Genomic DNA, 15,809 nt, shown 5'->3' with positions numbered 1-15,809 from the left:
CACCCGCCTGTGCAAGAGTTGCCTGTGGCTCAGACGAAGGCCGCCGGGGTGGTGCTCGCGAGCGGCGCGGGCACCCGGGTCGGCGCCAAGCTCAACAAGGTCTACCTGCCGGTGGCGGGCGAACGGATCGTCGCGTGGTCGCTCGCCGCCTTCGCCCGCGTGCCCGGGATCGACGTGCTCGTGCTGGTCGTCCGGCCGCAGGACACCGAACTCGCGCACGAGGTGCTCGCCGCGCATCCGGGCGAGGTCGAACTCGTCCACGGCGGCGCGACACGCCAGGGCTCGGAACTGAACGCCTTGCGCCACTTGGCTTCCCGCATCGAAAGCGGCGAGATCGACGCGGTCCTGCTGCACGACGCGGCCCGTCCGCTGGTCACCCCGGAACTGATCGCGGACGTCCTCGCCGCCACCCGGCGTCACGGGGGAGCGGTGCCCGGCGTCGCGGCCGACGACGTCGTGCGGGTCGACGGCGACACCGTTTCCGGCGTGTTGCCCGGGGCGATCAGGGTGCAGACACCGCAGGGTTTCCGCGCCGCCCCGTTGCTCGAAGCCTACGAAACGGCCGAGCGGGAGGGTTTCGTCGGCACGGACACGTCTTCGTGCATGGAAAGGTTCTCCGCGCTGCCGGTGCGGTGGGTTCCGGGCAGCGCGGAGAACCTCAAGATCACCTACCCGCACGACCTCGTTGTCGCCGAGCAGGTGATCGGCCGAGGTTAGGGATCTCCCTGGTCGGCCTTGGCCGGTATGGCGGGCAGGATGGTGACCGGTCTTCGCGCCTCCATCGGGATCACGCAGTCCGGATGTGGTTGCAGCAACTGGATCGGCGCGGCGGCGTCGCCGGGTGGCGGGATGGTGAGGACCGCGCGCAGGGTCCAGTCGGCCGTCGAGTGGTACTGCCACGAGACGAGCGCGGGGTGGAAGACGTCCGTGTCCGGGAGGGTCGTGACCCGGAAGGCGCTCGCCCGTTCTTCCCCGCGGAGGACGAGGACGTCGGCGCAGGTGTCCCACTGGAACACCGCGGCGCAGACCTCCGGTTCCTCCCGGGGGCCGAAGATGTAGACGACCCACCGGCGTCTTCGAAGCTCTTCGAGCAGTTCGTCGATGCTCAGGTGGTTCATCGAGCCCCCTAACGGGTTTCGGGAACTTCTCGGAGAGTAACAGGTGTACTAGAGCACCGTCCAGAATGTGTACTAGTACGTAATAATGGGGTGTGAGCAGGATCCTTGGTGCTCGCCCATTGGTGTGCTAGAACGCTTGTGCGCACCGCGCGACCTTGTGAGGAGTCACCTTGCCCGCCGTCGATCGACCCGAACCGCCGTATCTCCAGATCGCGGGCAACATTCGCGACGACATCGTTTCGGGCAGGCTCAAGGAAGGCGACGCGGTTCCGTCCGCGCGTGAGATTGCCAGGAACTGGAACGTCGCGATGGCGACGGCCATGAAGGTGCTCTCGACGCTCCGCGCCGAAGGTCTGGTCCGCGCGATACGCGGCGTCGGCACGGTGGTGCAGACCAGGACACTGCACCGCTCCGCGCACGATCGGACGATCTCGATCGCGCGAACCGGCAAGGTCTATCCGCCGGGCCACTACGCGAAAATCCGTGAGGCGGGCCTGCTGCCCGCGCCGGACAGGGTGGCGGGCGCGCTCGGAATCGATGAAGGCGCTCCGGTGATCCGGCGGCGCAGGACCACGTTCGCGAGCGAAGACCGGCCGGTGTCGACGTCGGTCTCGTGGTTCGACGGCGCTGTCGCGTCGAAGGCTCCGTTGCTCTTCGAACCGGTGCGGATCGTCGAAGGAACGGTCAAGTATGTGGCGGACCGGACAGGCCGGGTTCTGACCTCGACTCATTCTCAGCACGCCGCGGGGCTGGCGGGTGCCGAGGACGCGGCGGAACTCGGCGTGGCCGAAGGTTCGGCGATTCTGTTGAGTCGCAACAGGTTCCTGTCCGCCGAGGGTGACGTACTCGAGTACGGCGAATCGGCGGCCTTGCCGGACCACTGGATTTTCTACGAATACGACATCGAGGACGGGGCATGAAGCACATTCACGCGGGTAAGGTCCGGGACCTTTACGAAATCGACGGCGACATTCTGCTCGTCGCGTCGGATCGCGTTTCGGTCTACGACGTCTCGCTGCCGACCCCGATCCCGGACAAGGGCGCGCTGCTGAACCAGCTTTCCGCCTGGTGGTTCGAAAAGATGGCCGACGTGGTGCCGAACCACGTCCTCTCCACGACGGACGTCCCCGCCGAATTCGCCGGTCGCGCCACGCGGTGCAAGCCGCTGAAGATGATCCAGGTCGAGTGCATCGCGCGCGGTTATCTCACCGGTCTCGGAATGCGTGAATACCGGCGCGACGGCAAGGTTTCCGGCGTCGAACTGCCCGCCGGTCTCGTCGAGGCGGACAAGCTGCCCGAGCCGATCTTCACGCCCACCACGAAGATCTCCGACACCGGCCACGACGAGTTCATGACCTTCGCCGACGTCGTGAACGAGATCGGCCAGGAGACCGCGGACCGCATCCGCGAGCTGACGCTGGAGGTCTATACCAAGGGTGCGGAGCACGCGGCGAAGAACGGCATCATCATCGCCGACACCAAGATCGAATTCGGGTTCGACGCCGACGGTGTGCTGACGCTCGGGGACGAGGTGCTCACGTCGGACTCGTCGCGGTTCTGGCCCGCCGACGACTACGAGCCGGGCCGCACGCAGCACGCGTTCGACAAGCAGTTCGTCCGCGACTGGTCCACGACCACCGGCTGGGACAAGACGCCGCCCGGCCCGGCCATCCCCGACGAGATCGTCGAGGCGACCCGCAAGCGCTACACCGAGGTCTACGAAAGGATCACCGGGAAGACCTGGATTCCCGGTGGTGGTCATGCCTGAACAGCAGGTCTACGACCCGTACCGGTTGATCGACGACGTCGAAGGCCTGCTGATCCAGCGGGGCCACCGGCCGGAACGGCTCGACGGCCGGACCGGCGACCGGGTCGCCGGCGCGAGCAGGTTGCTGCGGGGCTTGGGCATCGATCCCTTGCGCGCCCCCGGTGACGCCCTCGATCTCGACGGCCAGATCGCGTACCAGTCCCGCGTACACGGCGACTGACCTCTGTCGCAAGTAGTCGGCTAAATGCGGGAAAAGTGTCTGCATTTAGCCGACTACTTGCGGGGGATCAGGGGGAGCGGGTCAGCGTCGGGTCGGTCTCGGTGACGCCGTCGAGGGCCTCGTCGATCGCGGCGAGCAGATCCGCGTCCAGCTTCACGCCGGCCGCCTTCACGTTCTCGTGCACCTGCTCCGGCCGCGAGGCACCGATGATCGCCGAGGCGACGTTCGGGTTCTGCAGCACCCAGGCCACGGACAGCTGGGCCATCGTCAGGCCCGCCTTGTCCGCGATCGGCTGGAGCCGCTGGACGCGTTCGAGGACGTCGTCGTTGAGGAAGCGGGCGACCATGTTGGCGCCGCCCTTCTCGTCGGTCGCGCGGGAGCCCTCGGGCAGCGGCTGACCGGGCTTGTACTTGCCGGTGAGCACGCCCTGCGCGATCGGCGACCAGACGATCTGGCTGAGCCCTTCACGTTCGGACGCCGGGACGACCTGCGCCTCGATGACCCGCCACAGCGCGTTGTACTGCGGCTGGTTCGAGATCAGGGGCACCTTCAGTTCACGTGCGATCGCCGCGCCCTGGGTGATCTGCTCGGCGGTCCACTCGGAAACGCCGACGTAGAGCACCTTGCCCTGGCGGACGAGGTCGGCGAAGGCGAGGAACGTCTCTTCGAGCGGGACGGTCCGGTCGAAGCGGTGCGCCTGGTAGAGGTCGACGTAGTCGGTGCCGAGCCGCTTCAGCGAAGCGTGCGCCGACTCCATGATGTGCTTGCGGCCGAGGCCCTGGTCGTTCGGGCCCTTGGGGCCGGTCGGCCAGTAGACCTTGGTGAAGATCTCCAGGCTTTCGCGGCGCAGGCCCTTCAGGCCGCGGCCGAGCACCGATTCGGCGGCCGTGTTCGCGTAGACGTCGGCCGTGTCGAACGTGGTGATGCCCACGTCGAGCGCCGCCTTGATGCAGGCCTGGGCCTGGTCCTCTTCCACCTGGGACCCGTGGGTGAGCCAGTTGCCGTACGAGATCTCACTGACATTGAGGCCGCTGCGGCCCAGTCGTCGAAACTCCATGAACGCGACTCTACCCCAGGCCGTTAGCCACGCTAACGACCCGGGTTTCCCCTGCTCAGTGCTGGTCGGCGCCCTGCCACCGCGATAGCGGGGCCTCCGGCCGGGCGGGTTCGCGCCCGGCCCCTTCTCCGATACGGCGCGGCTCCGCCTGCTGTTCTCAGACCTTGTCGCCCGGGCTCACGCGCGGCTTCGGGACCCGCAGCTTGCGGATCTGGCTCGCCCGGATGAACGAGTACCAGCCGACGGAGGTGCCCTTGATCGTCTCGTTCGGGAACTTCAGGCGGACCATCTTCGCGATCCGGCGCCCGCTGAGGAAACCTTCGACGATCATGCCGAGCAGCATCACGGTGCACAGGAGCGTCGCGTACCGCTGGACCTCGGGGTACGGCAGGATCAGCGCGACGAACACCAGGATCGCCAGCGGCATGAACAGGCCGAGCAGGTTGCGCCGCGAGTCGACCAGGTCACGGATGTAGGCCTTGACCGGGCCGCGGTCACGGGGGAGCAGGTACTTGTCCTCGCCCGCCATCATCCGCTCACGGCGTTCCTTGGCGGCGTTGCGCTGCTTGAGCTTGTACTCCGGGTCGGCCTTCGCCGACTTCCGGAGCTCCTTGTTGCGCTTCATCGCCTCCCGCATCGTGGTCGGCGGGGGCGCCACCGGGCCGCGGCGCTTGGCCTCGGCCTCACGCCGCTTGGGCGTGGCCTTGCCCTTTCCGGGCGTGTACGACTTGGCCTGGACCTCGACGACGTCGTCGCCGGGGGTCTCGGTGTCCGTCGTGGCGGAGTCTGTGGTGCTACGGCGCAGGAACCTCACCCCACCAGGGTAGTCGCGGGCGTCACGGTCCCACGCACCAGGCCGAGCGATATGTCACCATGGTGGGGAACAGATCGGGACTCCGACGTGTTGGACCATGTGCAAGACGAGTACCCGCAGCGAGTTCGACCAGAGGGAGAACCATGACGACCGCTGAGCAGGCAGCCGCAGCTCAGGCCGAAACCGCCGAGGAGACCCACGGCGTCACGTTGACCGACGCCGCCGCCGTCAAGGCGAAGGCCCTGCTCGAGCAGGAGGGCCGCGACGACATGCACCTGCGCATCGCCGTCCAGCCCGGTGGGTGCGCGGGCCTGCGCTACCAGCTGTTCTTCGACGAGCGCACGCTCGACGGTGACCTGTTCCGTGACTTCGACGGCCTCCGCGTCGCCGTCGACCGGATGAGCGCGCCGTACGTGTCGAGCGCCGTGATCGACTTCGTCGACTCGATCGAGAAGCAGGGCTTCACGATCGACAACCCGAACGCGACCGGGAGCTGCGCCTGCGGCGACAGCTTCCACTGAGCCGCGCCGAGGCATGAAGAAGGGCCGCGAACCTCACCCAGGTCGCGGCCCTTCTTCATGCCCGGAACGCCGATCAGACGTAGGCGTCCAGATCGGCCACCTGGGCGTGGCACCGCTCGTCCACGGTCCAGGGCGGAGCGATCTGCCGGGGCAGGGGCAGGTTCTCGGCCTGGAGGGACGCCGGGATGTCGGCACAGTCGGCGATGAGTTCGCCGATCGATTCCGGTTCGAGGTGATACGTGGAAGTGGTCACGAACGACAAGCTAATGACTCGTGTTCGAGTAGGACACCACTACCAACCGGTAGTGTCGATGGCCGTGCCCGAAGCAACCCGTATGGGGCATGACCTGCGGGTAACTTAGCCGTCCTCGCCTCGGCGGGGCCGACCGACCAAGGAGAACCGGTGGCAGACAACGCCAGGATCGCGGTATCCGGCAGTATCGCAACCGACCACCTCATGCACTTCCCAGGCAGGTTCGCCGAGCAGCTCGTCGCCGAGCAGCTGCACCGGGTGTCCCTGAGCTTCCTGGCCGACGACCTCGTCGTCCGGCGGGGCGGGATCGGCGCGAACATCGCCTTCGGGCTGGGTGTGCTGGGCAAACGCCCGATCCTGGTCGGCGCGGTGGGCTCGGACTTCGCCGACTACCGGTCCTGGCTCGAGCGGCACGGTGTCGACACCGCCGGGGTGCTGGTCTCCGAGGTGGCGCACACCGCCCGCTTCGTCTGCACCACCGACGAGGATCTCTGCCAGATCGCCACCTTCTACGCCGGTGCGATGGCGGAGTCCCGCAACATCGAGCTGGAGCCGGTCGCGGCGCACGCAGGCGAGCTTTCGCTGGTGCTCATCAGCCCGGACGACCCCGAAGGCATGGTCAGGCACGCCGAGGAGTGCCGCCAGCGCGGTTACACCTTCGCCGTCGACCCCTCGCAGCAGCTGGCCCGGATGGACGGCGCGCAGGTGCGTGCCTTCGTCGAGGGCGCGAAATACCTGTTCAGCAACGACTACGAGTGGGAACTGCTGCTGCAGAAGACCGGCTGGTCCGAGGCCGACGTCCTCGACCGGGTCGGGATGCGGATCACCACGCTCGGGGAGAAGGGCGTCGAGATCGTCGGCAAGGACGGCCTCGCCCTGCAGATCGGCGCCGTCCCGGAACGCGGCAAGGTCGACCCGACCGGCGTCGGCGACGGCTTCCGCGCCGGGTTCATCGCCGGTCTCGACGGCGGGCTCGGCCTGGAGCGTTCGGCGCAGCTGGGCTCGCTGATCGCCGTGCTGGTGCTGGAGACCGTGGGCACGCAGGAATGGTCCTTCGACCGCGCCGACGTCCTGGGCCGCCTCAAGGAGGCCTTCGGCCCGGAGTCCGCCGAGGAGATCGCGGCGATCCTGCCCGCGTGAGCTGATTCGAAGTACGTGAAGGCCCCCTTCATTGCGTCTAGCGCAATGAAGGGGGCCTTCACGTACTTCCGGTCAGGATCCCGGCGAGTTCGGCGGGCCGGGACAGCTGCGGACAGTGCCCGGAGTCGATCTCGATCGCGGTGACGCCGAGCCGTTCCCTGGCCGCTCGCCGCATCCAGTCCGGTTTCAGAGCGCGGTCCCGCGTGGGGACGACCACCGTCGACGGGATCTCCGGCGCTGCCCCGGCGGGATGAGTCGCGAGCACCGCGGGGTCGAACAGCCGCAGGCTCTCCAGCGCCGGCCGTTCGGTCTCGGGATCGCAGTCGTGGAAGAGGAATTCCGACGCTTTCGCGGGATCCGCCGTGGGATCCACCCCGATCCAGTCGGGTTCGAACACGGCCCGCGTCTCGTCCCGCAGGCTCCGCCCACCGGTGAAATCGGGGATGTAGGCGGCGACCCACACCATGGTCCGCGCGTCGAGTGCTTCGGCGATCGCGGGCAGCAGGACTCCCGCGCCGGAATGCGCCACGACCACCGGCCGCTCGCCGTCGTACTGATCTCGCGCGTGCTGCGCGTAGCCCTCGACCGGCAGCTCCACCGGGGTCAGCAGGTCCACGGCGATCGTGCGGTGCCCGGCGGCGGTGAGCAGCTTCGCCACCCTGTCCCAGCCCGCCGGGCTCTGCGTCGTGCCGTGCACGAGGACGAAGTCCATCGCACCATGCTGGCCTCCACCGCGTCCACGGTGAAGGCCGGCCGCACGAGTCGTGACTAGAGCTTCACCGGGTAGACGGGTTCCGGCACCTCGGGCTTGATGCGGTTCTCGACGAAGATGCCGTGCCACAGCATGAACACCAGCAGCGCCCACAGCTGACGGCTGCGGTCGAGCTGCCCGGCCTTGTGCTCTTCGAGCAGCGCGAGGACGGCCTTCTTGTCGAGCAGCGCGTCAGTCTGAGAGTCCGAGATGATGCCCTTCGCCCAGTCGTACATCTCGTTGCGCAGCCACAGCCGGATCGGCACCGGGAAGCCCAGCTTGCGCCGGTTCAGCACGTGACCGGGAATGATCTTCGCCAGGGCCTGGCGCAGCGCGTACTTCGTGGTGCCGTGCGCGAGCTTCTGGTCCAGCGGGATGGTCGAGGCGACCTTGAACACCTCGGCGTCGAGGAACGGCACCCGCAGTTCCAGCGAGTTCGCCATGGTCACCTTGTCGGCCTTGACCAGGATGTCGCCGCGCAGCCAGGTGTAGAGGTCGACGTGCTGCATCCGCGCGACCGGGTCCCAGTTCTCCGAGATCTTGTACCAAGGCGCGGTGACGTCCTTGAAGCCGATCCCGTCCTCGTACGTGCGCAGCACCTTGCGGAGCTGGTCGTCGCGGAAGTTGCGCGCGTTGCCGTAGTAGCGGTCTTCCAGCGGCAGCGCCCCGCGCCGCAGCAGGTCCTTGCCGCGGGTGCCCTCCGGGATCTTCGTGGAGACCTTGCCGATGATCTTCCGCATCCCGCCCGGGATCTTCTCGAACGGCGCCAGCGAGATCGGCTCGTTGTAGATCGTGTAGCCGCAGAAGAGCTCGTCGGCGCCTTCGCCGGACAGCACCGCCTTGACGTGCTTGCGGGCTTCGCGCGCGATGAACCACAGCGGCACGAGCGCCGGGTCCGCCACCGGGTCGTCGAGGTACCAGACGATGAGCGGCAGCGCCTCCATCATCTCGTCCGCCGAAACCGTGCGGACCACGTGCTTCACGCCGATCGCGGCGGCCGATTCGGCGGCGACGTCGACCTCGGAGTAGCCCTCGCGCTCGAAGCCGGTGGTGAACGCGATCAGGTTCGGGTTGTGCTCCTTGGCCAGCGTCGCGGTCGCGGTGGAGTCGATACCGCCGGAGAGGAACGCGCCGACCGTGACGTCCGGGTCGGAGATCATGTGCTTGCCGACCGAGTCGCGCATCACATCGGCGATGCGCTCGTACAGCTCCTCGGCCTCGGCCTGGCTGTTGACCGGCTTCGCGTTGAAGGCCGGGTGGAAGTAGCGCGTGAACTCGACGTCGCCGCCGGGGACCACCCGGAACGACGTCCCGGACTCGACGCGGCGGACGCCGGTGTGCATCGACTCCGGTTCCGGCACGTACTGCAGCACCAGGTAGTGCTGCAGGGCCGTCTTGTCCAGCTCGTCCTCGACGCCGAGCACGCTCGACAGCTCCAGCAGGCTCTTCTTCTCGCTGGAGAAGGCGACCTTGCCGGGGCCGGCGGAGTAGAACAGCGGCTTGATGCCGAACGGGTCGCGCGCGCCGAAGACGACCTTCTCCTGGGAGTCCCAGATCATGAAGGCGAACATCCCGCGCAGCTTCTTCACCGCGTCGTCGCCGAGGTAGTGGTACGCCGCGACGATCGCCTCGCCGTCACCCTCTGTGGCGAATTTCGCACCGTGCTCGGCGGCCAGCTCGTCACGCAGCTCTTTGTAGTTGTAGATCTCGCCGTTGAAGTTCAGCGTGTAGCGCTCGGGGGCCTCCGGCGGACCCCAGATCAGCGGCTGGTGGGCGTGGTCGACGTCGATGAAGGCCAGCCGGTTGAAGCCGTAGACGACCTCGGCGTCGGCCCAGGTGTCGTGCTCGTCGGGGCCCCGGTGCCGCTGGCAGCGCATGGCCGCGTCGACGGCGTCACGGGCGCTCGCCGCGTCGGCTTCGGTCGAACAGATCAGTCCAAGCAGGCCGCACACGTCTAGTTCACACACCTCTTGTTGGCCGAGCGGGGGAGAAGGGCCCAGTATGCCGGTGGGTGTGTACACCCGGATGTGGTGGGGGATACGCGTGTTGGGGTTACCCCTTAGTCAGCGCGGCGCCGCAACTCGGCTAGGCTCCGGCTGTCACAAAGATCGGTCGAGGAGGCTCTGGGTGAAAGGGCAAGGCGCAGTGGGAAATCCAGAGCGCACCCCAGTCAAGCGGTCTGGTCGCGTCGTCGCGCTCGCCGTGCTGGTGATGCTGACCGCGACGGGCTGTTCCGGGGAAGAGATCCTCCGCTTCGGCTGGCCCGCCGGGGTGACCCCGCAGGCGCACGACATGCGCACCCTGTGGACGTGGACCGTCATCGCCGCGCTGGCCGTCGGTGTCATCGTGTGGGCGCTGATCTTCTGGACCGCGATCTTCCACCGCAAGAAGAAGACCGCCGACGGCGCGGAAGAGGAACTGCCCCGTCAGTTCCAGTACAACATCCCGCTGGAGATCTTCACGGTCGTCGTCCCGACGATCATGGTCTGCGTGCTGTTCTTCTTCACCGCGACCACCGAGAACCGCGTGCTCGCCGAGACGGACGACCCGGACGTCACGGTCGACATCGTCGCGTTCCAGTGGAACTGGGAGTTCAAGTACAAGAGCGACTCCAAGAACCAGGCCGACCCCGAGATCACCACGGTCGGCAGTTCGACCGAGATCCCGCTGCTGGTCCTGCCGACGAACAAGACGATCCAGTACAACCTGCGGTCGGCCGACGTCATCCACTCGTTCTGGGTGCCGGAGTTCCACTTCAAGCGGGACGTCATGCCGGACCCGGAGAAGAACAACCAGGACTTCACCTTCCAGAACTCGATCGACAAGGAAGGTTCGTTCGTCGGCCGCTGCGCCGAACTGTGCGGCACCTACCACTCGGGGATGAACTTCGAGGTCAGGGCGCTCTCGCCGGACAAGTACGCGCAGTACATCCAGCTCCGCGGCACGGTGAACCCGAAGAGCGGTAAGCCGAACACCGCCTCCGAGGCGCTGACGGCGATGAACTGCGGCGAACTCTGCTCGCCCTACGCCGTCACCACCACCCCGTTCAACACCGACCGCACCGCGCGGGTCGCGTCCAACTGACCCGGCTGTTCGAGCCCGAAACAGGAGTGAGGCAACGTCCATGAAGGTCGAAGGACGGATTTTCTTCCTCGTCGCGGTCTTCTCCGTCGTCGTGGCGGGTATCTACGCGTACATGACCGGAACGATGACCCGGGACGGCGTCGAGCCGGTCGGTGTGGTGGCCCTGATCCTCACCGGTGGCCTGGCCTTCCTGGCCGGCAGCTACCTGCAGTTCGTGGCGCGGCGCATCGAGCCGCGGCCGGAGGACCGGGAAGACGCCGAGATCAGCGACGGCGCCGGTGAGCTGGGCTTCTTCAGCCCCGGCAGCTACTGGCCGGTGGGTCTCGCGGCGGCCGCCGCGCTGACCGGTGTCGCGCTCGCGTTCTTCCACATCTGGCTGCTGATCATCGCGCTGGGCCTGGTCATCATCGCGATCGGCGGACTGGTGTTCGAGTACCACACGGGCCCGAACCACGAGTGACGTCTTGACGCCGAAACGGCGCCCCGCTCCTTGCCGGAGCTGGGCGCCGTTTCGCATTCAGAGGACTAAACGCGGGCGGGTCGCCGTGCCGGCGTGCGCTTCGGCGCGAGCGCGGCCGCCAGGACGGCCAGCATGCCGAGGCCTTCCGGCCAGGTCGGCCGGTGGCCGTAGGCGAGGACGTCCACGACCACCGCGACCACCGGATAGACGTAGGAGAGCAGCGCCACCGTCGTGGTCGGCAGCTTGCCGATGCTCGCGTACATCAGGACGTACATCAGCGCGGTGTGCACGGTCCCGAGCAGGACCAGCCACAGCAGGCCTGAGGTGTCCGTGGGCAGCGGCGTGACCAGCAGGGCGGGTGCGAGCACGATCGTGCCGGTCACCAGCTGGACGGCCGCCAGGACGTGCGGGCGGACGTGCTTGAGCTGCTTCGCGACGAAGGAAGCGCCGGCGTACAGCGCGGCCGCGCCGAGGGCGAGCGCGATCCCTTCCAGCCGCACGGGTTTCCCGTCGGCGCCGTGCGCGGACAGCGAGATGAGCGTCACCCCGCCGAACGCGATCAGCGCCCGGACCAGCTGGCTCTTCGCCATCTTCTCGCCGAGGAACGCCGCCGCGAGACCGACCAGCATCAGCGGTTGCGTGTGGTAGACGACGGTGCTGACCCCGATCGACGACAGCGAGTACGAGGCGAACAGCAACACCCAGTTCCCGACCAGGAACAGCCCGCCGAGGACGGCGAGCAACAGGTCGCGGCGGCCGAGTGTCCACGGGCGGAGCCAGCCCCGGGCGGCGCTCCACACCAGGAGCAGCAGGCCGCCGACCAAGCTGCTCGCGAACGCCACGGCGGGTGCTTCGGCGCCGCTTTCGAGGACGACGGCGCCGATCGTGCCGGAGAGTGCCATCGCGGCGGTCCACTGCAACACGGGGTTGTTCTTGTTCATGGCGACCACTTTCGCCCTCGCGTCCGCGTCCAACCAGTGTCAGAGATGACATCGACCGCAAAGCTTGTGACAGACTGCCCGGATGGATGTGAAGAAGGTCGCGGTGGTGCTCGCCGACCAGGTCTCGCCGTTCGAACTCGGTGTCGCCTGCGAGGTCTTCGGTACCGACCGCAGCGCCGACGGCATCGAGGGCTGGGACTTCGCGGTCTGCTCGCCCGGCGGCGAGAACGTCCTGAGCTGGTCCGGTTTCGGGCTGAACGGCCTGCAGAGCCTGGACTTCGCGGCGTCCGCGGACTTGCTGATCGTCCCGACCTGCGCGCCGCGCAGCGCGAGCCCGCCGGAACCGGTGCTCGAAGTCCTGCGGGACGCGGCGGGCCGGGGCGCCTGGGTCGCGGGCTTCTGCGCGGGCGTCTTCTCGCTCGGGTACGCGGGGCTGCTCGACGGGCGCGACTGCACCGTGCACTGGGTCTACGAGCAGGAGTTCCGGTCGCGCTTCCCGACGGCGAAGGTGGATCCGAAGGCGTTGTACGTCGACGACGGCGGCGTCCTCACCAGCGCGGGCACCGTCGCCGCCGTCGACCTGTGCCTGCACCTGGTGCGGGAACTGCGCGGCGTCGCCGCGGCCACCACGCTGGCCAGGCGGATGGTCGCGGCGCCGCATCGGGTCGGCGGGCAGGCGCAGTTCGTGCAGGCGCCGGTGCCCGAGACCGCCGCGCCGGACGACACCGTGCTCGCCGAAGCGCTCGAATGGATCGAGCGGCGCTTGGATCAGCCGTTCACCGTCGCGGAACTCGCCCGGCGCAGCGGGTTGGGGGAGCGCACGTTCCTGCGCCGGTTCTCGGCGGCCACTGGGACGACGCCGCACCGGTGGCTCACCGAACGCCGCCTGGACCGGGCGCAGTCCCTGCTCGAAGAAGGCAGTCTGTCCATTGAGGACATAGCGGTCGCCTGTGGTTACGCCTCCGCCGCGGCGCTGCGCCATCAGTTCGGCAAGCTGCGCGGGACCAGTCCGAGTGCTTACCGCAGAACGTTTTCCGTCGGCTAGATCTCCTGCCCCACGGTGACTTGGACGTGGTCGGGGATCTCGTCGTGCTCGTCGCCGACCGACAGGGTCCCGGTCGGTTCGACCAGCAACAGCGACGCACCGTCCACTGAGGACGGTTTGTGGAACGTGCCGCGCGGGACGACGAACACGGAGCCGCGGGGGAGCGTGACGACTCGTTCACCCGTGTTCTCGCGCAACGCGATGTCCAAGGTGCCGTCGAGGACGAGGAAGAACTCGTCGGTGTTCTCGTGGACGTGCCAGACGTGCTCGCCCGCGACCTTGGCGAGACGGACGTCGTAATCGTTGACGTGGGCGACGATCCGCGGGCTCCAGATCTCGTCGAAGCCGGCCAGCGCGGTGCCCAGGTCGATCGGGTGCTTGCTCATGCTCCGATCCTGGCCGCTGGACCGCCGCGGGCGTGAGTGCTAGGAATCGCATATGTCGCATGATTCCTCGCACGAGGTCGCCGTCCTGGTCGACGAAGGATCCAATCCCTTCGAGATGGGCGTCGCGACCGAGCTCTTCGGCCTGCGGCGACCGGAACTGGAACGGCCCTGGTACGGCTTCACCCTGTGCGCCGCCGAGCCGTCGGTGCGGATGCATCTGGGCATGTTCACGCTCACCGGGGTCGCCGGGCTCGATGCCGTCGAGACCGCGGACACGGTGATCGTGCCCAACCGGCCCGATCCGGAGACCCCGGCCAGGGCGTCGGTGGTGAAGGCCATTCGCACCGCGTCGGAGCGGGGTGCCCGGCTGGTGAGCTTCTGCACCGGCGCCTTCACCCTCGCGCAGGCCGGTGTGCTGGACGGAAGGCGCGCGACGACCCACTGGAAGTGGGCGGGCCTCTTTTGTGAGCTGTACCCCGAAGTACTGCTGGAGCCCGACGTGCTCTTCGTCGACGACGGCGACGTCCTCACCGCGGCGGGCAGCGCGGCCGCGCTCGATCTGGGGCTGCACCTGATCAGCCGGGACCACGGCGCCGAGATCGCGAACGCGGTGAGCAGGCGGCTGGTGTTCGCCGGGCATCGCGACGGCGGGCAACGGCAGTTCGTCGAGCGTCCGCTGCCGCCGGTGCCGGACACCTCGCTGGCGCCGGTGCTCGCCTGGGCGCGGGAACGGCTGGACCGTCCGCTCACCGTCGCCGACCTCGCCGCGCGGGCGGCGGCCAGCCAGGCGACGCTGCACCGGCGGTTCCGCGCCGAACTGGGGACGACGCCGCTGGCGTGGCTCACCACGGAACGGATCGCGCTGGCGTGCCGGCTGATCGAGCGCGGGGAGCAGCGGCTGGACCTGGTGGCGCGGGCTTCGGGTTTCGGGACCGCCGCGAACCTGCGTACGCAGCTGCGGCGGGCCACGGGACTGACGCCTACGGCTTACCGGGCGCGCTTCAGCACCGACTCGTGACTGGCCGCCGATGCTATGAACGGTCCGTTCCTTGCAAAATTTGCAAGGAACGGACCGTTCATAGCGCTCTCTCGAGGGGTGGAGTCCGGCGGGGTGCCGACGGTCCCGCAAATGTCATGAAAGGGTCGTTCAAGACGAAAAACGTCTTGAACGACCCTTTCATGACCTTTGCGGGACCGAGGGTAGGCCGAGCCCAGGGTCAGGCGAAGGCGATCCACCGGTTCAGCAGGTCGGCCGCCGCACCGGAGTCGACGGCCGACGCCGCCCGCGCGAACCCGGCGGCCAGGTCGTCTTCCAGCGATCCCGAGAACCCGGCGAAGGCCGCCAGCGCGGCCGCCGAGTTGAGCAGCACCGCGTCCCGCACCGGCCCGGTCTTCCCGGCCATCACCTGACGGAAGACCTCGGCGTTGTGCGCCGCGTCGCCGCCGCGCAGGTCCTCCGCGGTCACCCGGGGGATGTCCAGCGACGCGGGATCGAAGCTCCGCTCGGTGATCTCGCCGCCGGAGACCACCCACACCGAACTCGTGGTCGTGGTCGTGATCTCGTCCAGCCCGTCGTCGCCGCGCACGAGCAGTACGGTCATGCCGCGTCGCGCGAACACCTCGGCCAGTACACGGGTCTTGTCCTCGTACGCGCAGCCGATCAGCGAACTGCGCGGTTGCGCCGGATTGGTCAAGGGACCGAGCAGGTTGAACGTCGTCGGCACGCCGAGTTCGCCGCGGGTCGGCCCGGCGTGCCGGAGCGCGGGGTGGAACTTCGGCGCGAAGCAGAAGCCGATGCCCAGCTCGTTCACGCTGCGCTGGACCGTCTCCGGCGGCAGGTCGATGGTGACGCCCAGCTCCTCCAGCACGTCGGCCGCGCCCGACTTCGACGAAGCGCTCCGGTTGCCGTGCTTGGCCACCGGGGCGCCCGCCGCGGCCGTCACCACCGTGGCCATGGTGGAGATGTTGACCGAATTCGAGCGGTCGCCGCCGGTGCCGACGATGTCCACCGACGGCCTGTCGATCGTCACGCGCCTGGCGTGCGCCAGCATCGCGTCGGCCATGCCGGAGATCTCCGCCGGTGTCTCACCCTTCGCGCGCAGCGCGACGGCGAACCCGGCGATCTGGGAGGGCGTCGCCGTCCCGCTCATGATCTGGTCCATCGCCCACGCGGTGTCCTCCTCGGACAGGTCCGCGCGCGCGATGAGCTGGTTGAGCAGGGAGGGCCAGGTCTTGGCTGCCGAGCCCATCG

General features: G+C 68.4%; 19 protein-coding genes. 10 read left to right on the top strand and 9 right to left on the bottom strand.

Annotation, left to right across the window (positions count from 1 at the left end; genetic code table 11):
• Nucleotides 1–48 precede the first annotated feature (48 nt).
• Complete coding sequence (locus ACOCEP_RS39870; protein WP_482339909.1) at nt 49–717, top strand: IspD/TarI family cytidylyltransferase; 669 nt, start codon at nt 49–51, stop codon at nt 715–717.
• On the opposite strand, the gene ACOCEP_RS39865 is transcribed toward ACOCEP_RS39870, so the two are convergent.
• Nucleotides 714–1,118, bottom strand: coding sequence for a hypothetical protein (locus ACOCEP_RS39865; RefSeq protein WP_482335100.1), 405 nt, complete (start codon nt 1,116–1,118; stop codon nt 714–716). The genes ACOCEP_RS39870 and ACOCEP_RS39865 overlap by 4 nt on opposite strands.
• Before the next feature lie 170 nt (nt 1,119–1,288).
• On the opposite strand from ACOCEP_RS39865, the gene ACOCEP_RS39860 reads away from it, so the two are divergent.
• Genes ACOCEP_RS39860 through ACOCEP_RS39850 form a run of 3 tightly spaced genes read left to right on the top strand, consistent with a single transcriptional unit; the run spans nt 1,289 to nt 3,106 of the window.
• Nucleotides 1,289–2,038: a GntR family transcriptional regulator gene (locus ACOCEP_RS39860; RefSeq protein ID WP_482335099.1), complete on the top strand. Its 750-nt coding sequence runs from the start codon at nt 1,289–1,291 to the stop codon at nt 2,036–2,038.
• Complete coding sequence (locus ACOCEP_RS39855; protein ID WP_482335098.1) at nt 2,035–2,886, top strand: phosphoribosylaminoimidazolesuccinocarboxamide synthase; 852 nt, start codon at nt 2,035–2,037, stop codon at nt 2,884–2,886. The genes ACOCEP_RS39860 and ACOCEP_RS39855 overlap by 4 nt, the downstream gene beginning before the upstream one ends.
• The gene (locus tag ACOCEP_RS39850) at nt 2,879–3,106 is read left to right on the top strand and encodes a hypothetical protein (RefSeq protein ID WP_039795309.1); all 228 of its coding nucleotides are present in this window, start codon (nt 2,879–2,881) and stop codon (nt 3,104–3,106) included. Before ACOCEP_RS39855 ends, ACOCEP_RS39850 begins: the two co-directional genes overlap by 8 nt.
• Before the next feature lie 67 nt (nt 3,107–3,173).
• On the opposite strand, the gene ACOCEP_RS39845 is transcribed toward ACOCEP_RS39850, so the two are convergent.
• Together ACOCEP_RS39845 and ACOCEP_RS39840 are read right to left on the bottom strand one after the other, a co-directional pair.
• Complete coding sequence (locus ACOCEP_RS39845; protein WP_257485323.1) at nt 3,174–4,163, bottom strand: aldo/keto reductase family protein; 990 nt, start codon at nt 4,161–4,163, stop codon at nt 3,174–3,176.
• A gap of 157 nt (nt 4,164–4,320) precedes the next feature.
• Complete coding sequence (locus ACOCEP_RS39840; RefSeq protein ID WP_482335097.1) at nt 4,321–4,977, bottom strand: DUF3043 domain-containing protein; 657 nt, start codon at nt 4,975–4,977, stop codon at nt 4,321–4,323.
• A 143-nt stretch (nt 4,978–5,120) separates the two neighbouring features.
• Here ACOCEP_RS39840 and ACOCEP_RS39835 point away from each other — a divergent pair, with 143 nt between their 5' ends.
• On the top strand, nt 5,121–5,498 hold the full coding sequence (locus ACOCEP_RS39835) for a HesB/IscA family protein (protein WP_005164197.1): 378 nt from the start codon (nt 5,121–5,123) through the stop codon (nt 5,496–5,498).
• Nucleotides 5,499–5,571: 73 nt separating this feature from the next.
• On the opposite strand, the gene ACOCEP_RS39830 is transcribed toward ACOCEP_RS39835, so the two are convergent.
• Nucleotides 5,572–5,760: a hypothetical protein gene (locus tag ACOCEP_RS39830; protein ID WP_482335096.1), complete on the bottom strand. Its 189-nt coding sequence runs from the start codon at nt 5,758–5,760 to the stop codon at nt 5,572–5,574.
• A 141-nt stretch (nt 5,761–5,901) separates the two neighbouring features.
• On the opposite strand from ACOCEP_RS39830, the gene ACOCEP_RS39825 reads away from it, so the two are divergent.
• A complete protein-coding gene (locus ACOCEP_RS39825; protein WP_482335095.1) occupies nt 5,902–6,891 on the top strand; it encodes a carbohydrate kinase family protein in 990 nt (329 codons plus the stop codon).
• A gap of 58 nt (nt 6,892–6,949) precedes the next feature.
• Here the strand turns inward: ACOCEP_RS39825 and ACOCEP_RS39820 are convergent, their stop codons facing one another.
• On the bottom strand, nt 6,950–7,603 hold the full coding sequence (locus tag ACOCEP_RS39820; protein WP_482335094.1) for an alpha/beta fold hydrolase: 654 nt from the start codon (nt 7,601–7,603) through the stop codon (nt 6,950–6,952).
• Between the two features lie 56 nt (nt 7,604–7,659).
• Nucleotides 7,660–9,594: an asparagine synthase (glutamine-hydrolyzing) gene (gene asnB, locus ACOCEP_RS39815; RefSeq protein WP_482335093.1), complete on the bottom strand. Its 1,935-nt coding sequence runs from the start codon at nt 9,592–9,594 to the stop codon at nt 7,660–7,662.
• A gap of 193 nt (nt 9,595–9,787) precedes the next feature.
• Here asnB and ctaC point away from each other — a divergent pair, with 193 nt between their 5' ends.
• Complete coding sequence (gene ctaC, locus ACOCEP_RS39810; RefSeq protein ID WP_482335092.1) at nt 9,788–10,726, top strand: aa3-type cytochrome oxidase subunit II; 939 nt, start codon at nt 9,788–9,790, stop codon at nt 10,724–10,726.
• Nucleotides 10,727–10,766: 40 nt separating this feature from the next.
• Nucleotides 10,767–11,186, top strand: a complete 420-nt coding sequence (locus ACOCEP_RS39805; RefSeq protein ID WP_482335091.1) for a cytochrome c oxidase subunit 4 — start codon at nt 10,767–10,769, stop codon at nt 11,184–11,186.
• Between the two features lie 65 nt (nt 11,187–11,251).
• On the opposite strand, the gene ACOCEP_RS39800 is transcribed toward ACOCEP_RS39805, so the two are convergent.
• A complete protein-coding gene (locus tag ACOCEP_RS39800; protein ID WP_482335090.1) occupies nt 11,252–12,127 on the bottom strand; it encodes a DMT family transporter in 876 nt (291 codons plus the stop codon).
• 82 nt (nt 12,128–12,209) lie between these two features.
• Between ACOCEP_RS39800 and ACOCEP_RS39795 the strand changes: the two genes are divergently transcribed.
• The gene (locus ACOCEP_RS39795; RefSeq protein ID WP_482335089.1) at nt 12,210–13,172 is read left to right on the top strand and encodes a GlxA family transcriptional regulator; all 963 of its coding nucleotides are present in this window, start codon (nt 12,210–12,212) and stop codon (nt 13,170–13,172) included.
• Here the strand turns inward: ACOCEP_RS39795 and ACOCEP_RS39790 are convergent.
• Nucleotides 13,169–13,558, bottom strand: a complete 390-nt coding sequence (locus tag ACOCEP_RS39790; protein ID WP_482335088.1) for a cupin domain-containing protein — start codon at nt 13,556–13,558, stop codon at nt 13,169–13,171. The genes ACOCEP_RS39795 and ACOCEP_RS39790 overlap by 4 nt on opposite strands.
• Nucleotides 13,559–13,610: 52 nt before the next feature.
• Between ACOCEP_RS39790 and ACOCEP_RS39785 the strand changes: the two genes are divergently transcribed.
• A complete protein-coding gene (locus ACOCEP_RS39785; RefSeq protein ID WP_482335087.1) occupies nt 13,611–14,576 on the top strand; it encodes a helix-turn-helix domain-containing protein in 966 nt (321 codons plus the stop codon).
• A 199-nt stretch (nt 14,577–14,775) separates the two neighbouring features.
• Here ACOCEP_RS39785 and trpD read toward each other — a convergent pair whose 3' ends face one another.
• Nucleotides 14,776–15,807 (bottom strand): anthranilate phosphoribosyltransferase, encoded by a 1,032-nt coding sequence (gene trpD / locus ACOCEP_RS39780; RefSeq protein WP_482335086.1) that lies wholly within the window; start codon nt 15,805–15,807, stop codon nt 14,776–14,778.
• Nucleotides 15,808–15,809: the final 2 nt, after the last annotated feature.

The organism is Amycolatopsis sp. CA-211722 (assembly GCF_056828465.1).
The sequence above is the reverse complement of the archived record's forward strand: the minus strand, read 5'-3'. Positions and strand labels throughout refer to the sequence as shown.